Source organism: Aporhodopirellula sallentina SM41 (assembly GCF_000346505.1).
Classification (GTDB): domain Bacteria; phylum Planctomycetota; class Planctomycetia; order Pirellulales; family Pirellulaceae; genus Rhodopirellula; species Rhodopirellula sallentina.
This window is the reverse complement of record NZ_ANOH01000191.1, coordinates 1-3,900: the sequence shown is the minus strand read 5'-3', so window position 1 is coordinate 3,900 and position 3,900 is coordinate 1. Positions and strand designations below refer to the sequence as shown.

Here is a 3,900-nt window from a genome sequence, read left to right as displayed (position 1 = left end):
CTTCCGGCAGGCGGTGTGAATGCCGGAACATCGCTGCGCTTGGTCCGGCCTACAACTGTGGTTATCGCCGTTCGGCTGTTGGAATTACTCGCGGTTGGGGCGTTTGATGCCGAGACGTGACATCCGTGCTTCCAACGTCGTGGGTTTGACGTCGAGTCGTTCCGCCGCACCACCGCGACCGCGGATTCGCCAGCCGGTGTCTCTCAGAACACACAAGATCTGATCGCGTTCCGCTTCCTTGAGCGTCTTGCTTGGCGACGAAACGTCCCGAGTGGACGAAGGAGGTTCGATGTTCAACGTGTCGCTGTTGCAAAGGATCATCGCGCGTTCGACCGTGTTGCTCAGTTCGCGAACGTTCCCCGGCCACGTGTACTCCTGTAACCTTTGCATCGCGCTGCGAGGGATCCGTTTGACTGATTTGCCCATCTTTCTGCCATGCGTTTCGACAAACGCCCAGGTCAGCGACGGGATGTCTTCGCGTCGATTACGAAGCGGTGGCACCTGAATCGGGAATACATTGATTCGGTGATAAAGATCCGAGCGGAATTGGTTCTCACGCATCGCGACTTCCAGGTCTCGATTCGTCGCGGCTATGATCCTAACGTCGACGGATATTGTTTTTGCGGTTCCCAATCTTTCGAAGCGGCCGTCTTGCAAAACTCGCAACAGCTTGGCTTGCAGTTCGAGCGGCAATTCGCCGATTTCATCCAGGAACAAAGTTGAACCGTCCGCCAATTCAAATCGACCGATCTGTGCCGACGCGGCGCCGGTGTACGCACCCGCGGCGCGGCCAAACAGTTCGCTCTCGATCAATGTCGCCGGCAGCGAGGCGCAATTGACGACGACCATTGGTCGGTCTTTCCGAGGGCTGAGTTCATGGAGCGTTTGTGCGATCAGTTCCTTGCCTGTCCCCGTTTCCCCGGTCAGCAGCACCGGTGCGTCGGTCGGAGCGACCTGTTCCACGTTGGCGAGAACACGCGTGATCGCATCGCTGTGTCCGACGATCCGGTCATAATGGTGCGTCAACTCCGCTTTCTCACGAAGATACAGATTATCCTGCTCGAGTTGCTTTCGAAGCCGCGTGTTTTCTTCCAACGCGGTGCGGAGTGCGTTCTCGTTCTTTCGTCTTAACAAGGCATTGGCGAAGACCTCGCCGATCAGGTTCAGTCGCATAATCACCTCTCGCGACCAATCGCAGCGTTGACGCATGAATGCGAAGGTCAGGCCGCCGAGAGACTCCCCGCCGACACGCAGCGGCACGGCAACGTTGGACTGGATCCCATGCGCCCGGCAGTACTTGCGTTCTTGGTCCGCGGATTCGGGGAGTTCCTCCATCACATCGCGGAGAAAAACAAACTCACCTTCTCGGAATTGCTCGATGAACCATGGCAACTCCGAAACCGGGAAATCACCGACGGGAAAGGTATCGCACCCCGTGGTCGAAACGGAGTTGGTAATAAGAATCCGACTACGGTCGCTGCTGAATTCGAAAAAGGTGCTGCGATCGTTTCCTAAGAAATCAACGAGAGACTGCAAACTCTCGTCAATCCGTTGATCGATCTCATCACTCGGTACGTTGACAAAGCAAGCAGAGAGTTCGACGAGAAGCTTTTCAAAGTCGAGTTGGTCTCGGTGTTCCTGATCCTGCGACGGATCGTGAGAAGAGGGAACAACCATGCCGAAAGTAAACGCGTCGTTCGCATCATCGTCGTGCAACTCAATGCCGAACCGAGATTCGATGATTTCGTTTTCCAGTACCGAACCGTCCTCTTGTGGTATTGTCACACGAAAACGCAGCGCGTCGCGAGAACCGAAAGGCGTTGGCTGCGGGCCGGATAAACGATCCGATGAAACGTGCCAAACAATCTCTTGCAGTGCGGCGCCAATGACTTCATCGCTCGATCGCCCGACCAATTGATAGAACGCAGGATTGGCATAGGTCACCCGGTCGTTCCGGGCAACGTAGATACTGACCGGCGAGCAATCAAAAAGCGAGCGAACGGTCTTTGGAAATGTTTCGCTCGTCAAATGAGTAGGATTCTCGGTCCGTGCTTGGATCGGATGATTTCGGCTTGCACTTCTATTCGGCATCGTTGCAGGGCTCAGCAGAAGAGTTAACTCAAGGGCAATTCACTGTGTCGTATCTCGATAGATCGTGACAAGACAGGTGTCGTGTTCATTGACAGCTATTCGCTACCTACAACCTGAAAATTCCTCGCGAGTCCGTCACCGGTAATCCAAGACGTCTGCCCGTCGAAATTGCGTGGTGAAGCTATGCATCTCCAATATATCGTAGACGTATTCTCGGGGGAGGTGCCGGCCTGAATCGCGGTCCGCGTTCACGCATTGCAGTGACGCACGGTGTCGATCCTATCCGTATGCTTCGGGAGCTTGGTCAGCCGAAGCACCCTAGAACTTCATGTCAACTTGATTTTCGGGTAGTGGACGAGGCGACGAGTCCTTGATGCGCTAGTCACGCAAGGGCATTCCGTACGCCATCCACTACGATTCCACCCGAAAGCCACGCTGCATTGGAACACTAGAACATTCTGAAAATCGACGTGTCCGATCCCTGTAGCTGCATTCGCCTGAATTCAAACCACCGAAGGTTGGTGACTATTCCCGGGTAGGCGGCAGTGGATCCCGTTGAAGAACCTGCTCCATGAGGATCTTTGACAAGATCCACTACCCGAGAAGAGATCTGACGGAAACTACTAACCCCGGTTTGGGCGTGTGAACCGCGGAGCTGATTCGTTTCTGAAGCGATTCATCAGCATGACAGGTCTTGAACGCTCACGCCCGTGATGTTTTGTGCAGTATGTCGCGGCGTCGGTGCTGGTTGTCTTCGCGACTCAATGTCGACCGGAAGAAGACAGTCGACAGGCAAGTATCATCGCGGCCGTGAAATCCAGCGCGGGGTTCGTCGAGAAGTGGCGTGCAATAGTTTTCGCGCCCTGCGAGTGCACCTCTATTTATTCGGATGCCCAGTCAATCGTTCGCCGTTGGTGGAAAGAATTTGGAAGTGGTGGATTCCAACTTTCTTTCCGTCCGAGTACGTCCATGCGACATCTTTGTCGCGTGTGATTTCGATCAGCTTGGGAGCGTTCGGATCGATGCGTCCAGCGGCATAGCTGGCGATAACGATATTCCCATTTGGCAATACCTGCGCGCCGCATGGGTCCTGTAACCATTCGCCGGGAAGGTCTTCGTTGGTCAACGTCCAAACGACCTTACCGTTGTCATCGAAATCAACAACACGCTTGGAGTGTGTGCAACATACGAGCGTGTGTCCGTCACCATGGCGAATTGCGGTAAAGGGCCACGAATGAACTTTATGTTTCGGGTCACCGGGGACTGTCGTGTCGAGTTTGCCGAGAATCCCGCCATCGCGGTCGTAATGAAAGACCGCGAAATCGAGTAGGTGAGGTGCGAGGTAGGTGCCGTCATCGAGTTTTCGCGTCATGCGAGTTTGCATGTGGTGGTTCTTCGTCTGGCACGCGAGCGGAAACTCGACGAGCACTTTGCCGGTCGCGGACAATTCGAGCAGTCGCGGGTGATCGCCCGCTTCGGTGATGACGTAGGTGCCTTCAGCGGTTGGCTCGACGCTGTTGACTTCGCTCTGGGTGCCTTTCCAAATCAGAGTTTCGTTGCCGTCGGGCGCGATTCGAACGACGGCGCCTCCCGGGTATTTCTTGAATTTGTTCAACGCCAGGACGATCGTCCCGTCATCGAGCACGTACCCGTCGCGAGTTTTCCTGGGGTAGGTCCATTCTTTCTTGCCATCGGCACCCATGATGTAGGTCTGCTGGCCGCAGGCGAGAAAGCGGTGCGTTGTTTCGTCCGCCTGGGCTGAGACGCCCGTCGAGACAGCGTTGGCAAACAAGCAAATAACGAAAGTCG

The 3,900-nt window shown here is 55.2% G+C and carries 2 protein-coding genes; both read right to left on the bottom strand.

What is annotated here, in order from left to right:
* Positions 1-84: 84 nt before the first annotated feature.
* Complete coding sequence (locus RSSM_RS12360) at positions 85-2,091, bottom strand: sigma 54-interacting transcriptional regulator (protein ID WP_063709063.1); 2,007 nt, start codon at positions 2,089-2,091, stop codon at positions 85-87.
* A gap of 877 nt (positions 2,092-2,968) precedes the next feature.
* Positions 2,969-3,883, bottom strand: a complete 915-nt coding sequence (locus RSSM_RS12355) for an SMP-30/gluconolactonase/LRE family protein (protein WP_008678853.1) — start codon at positions 3,881-3,883, stop codon at positions 2,969-2,971.
* Positions 3,884-3,900: the final 17 nt, after the last annotated feature.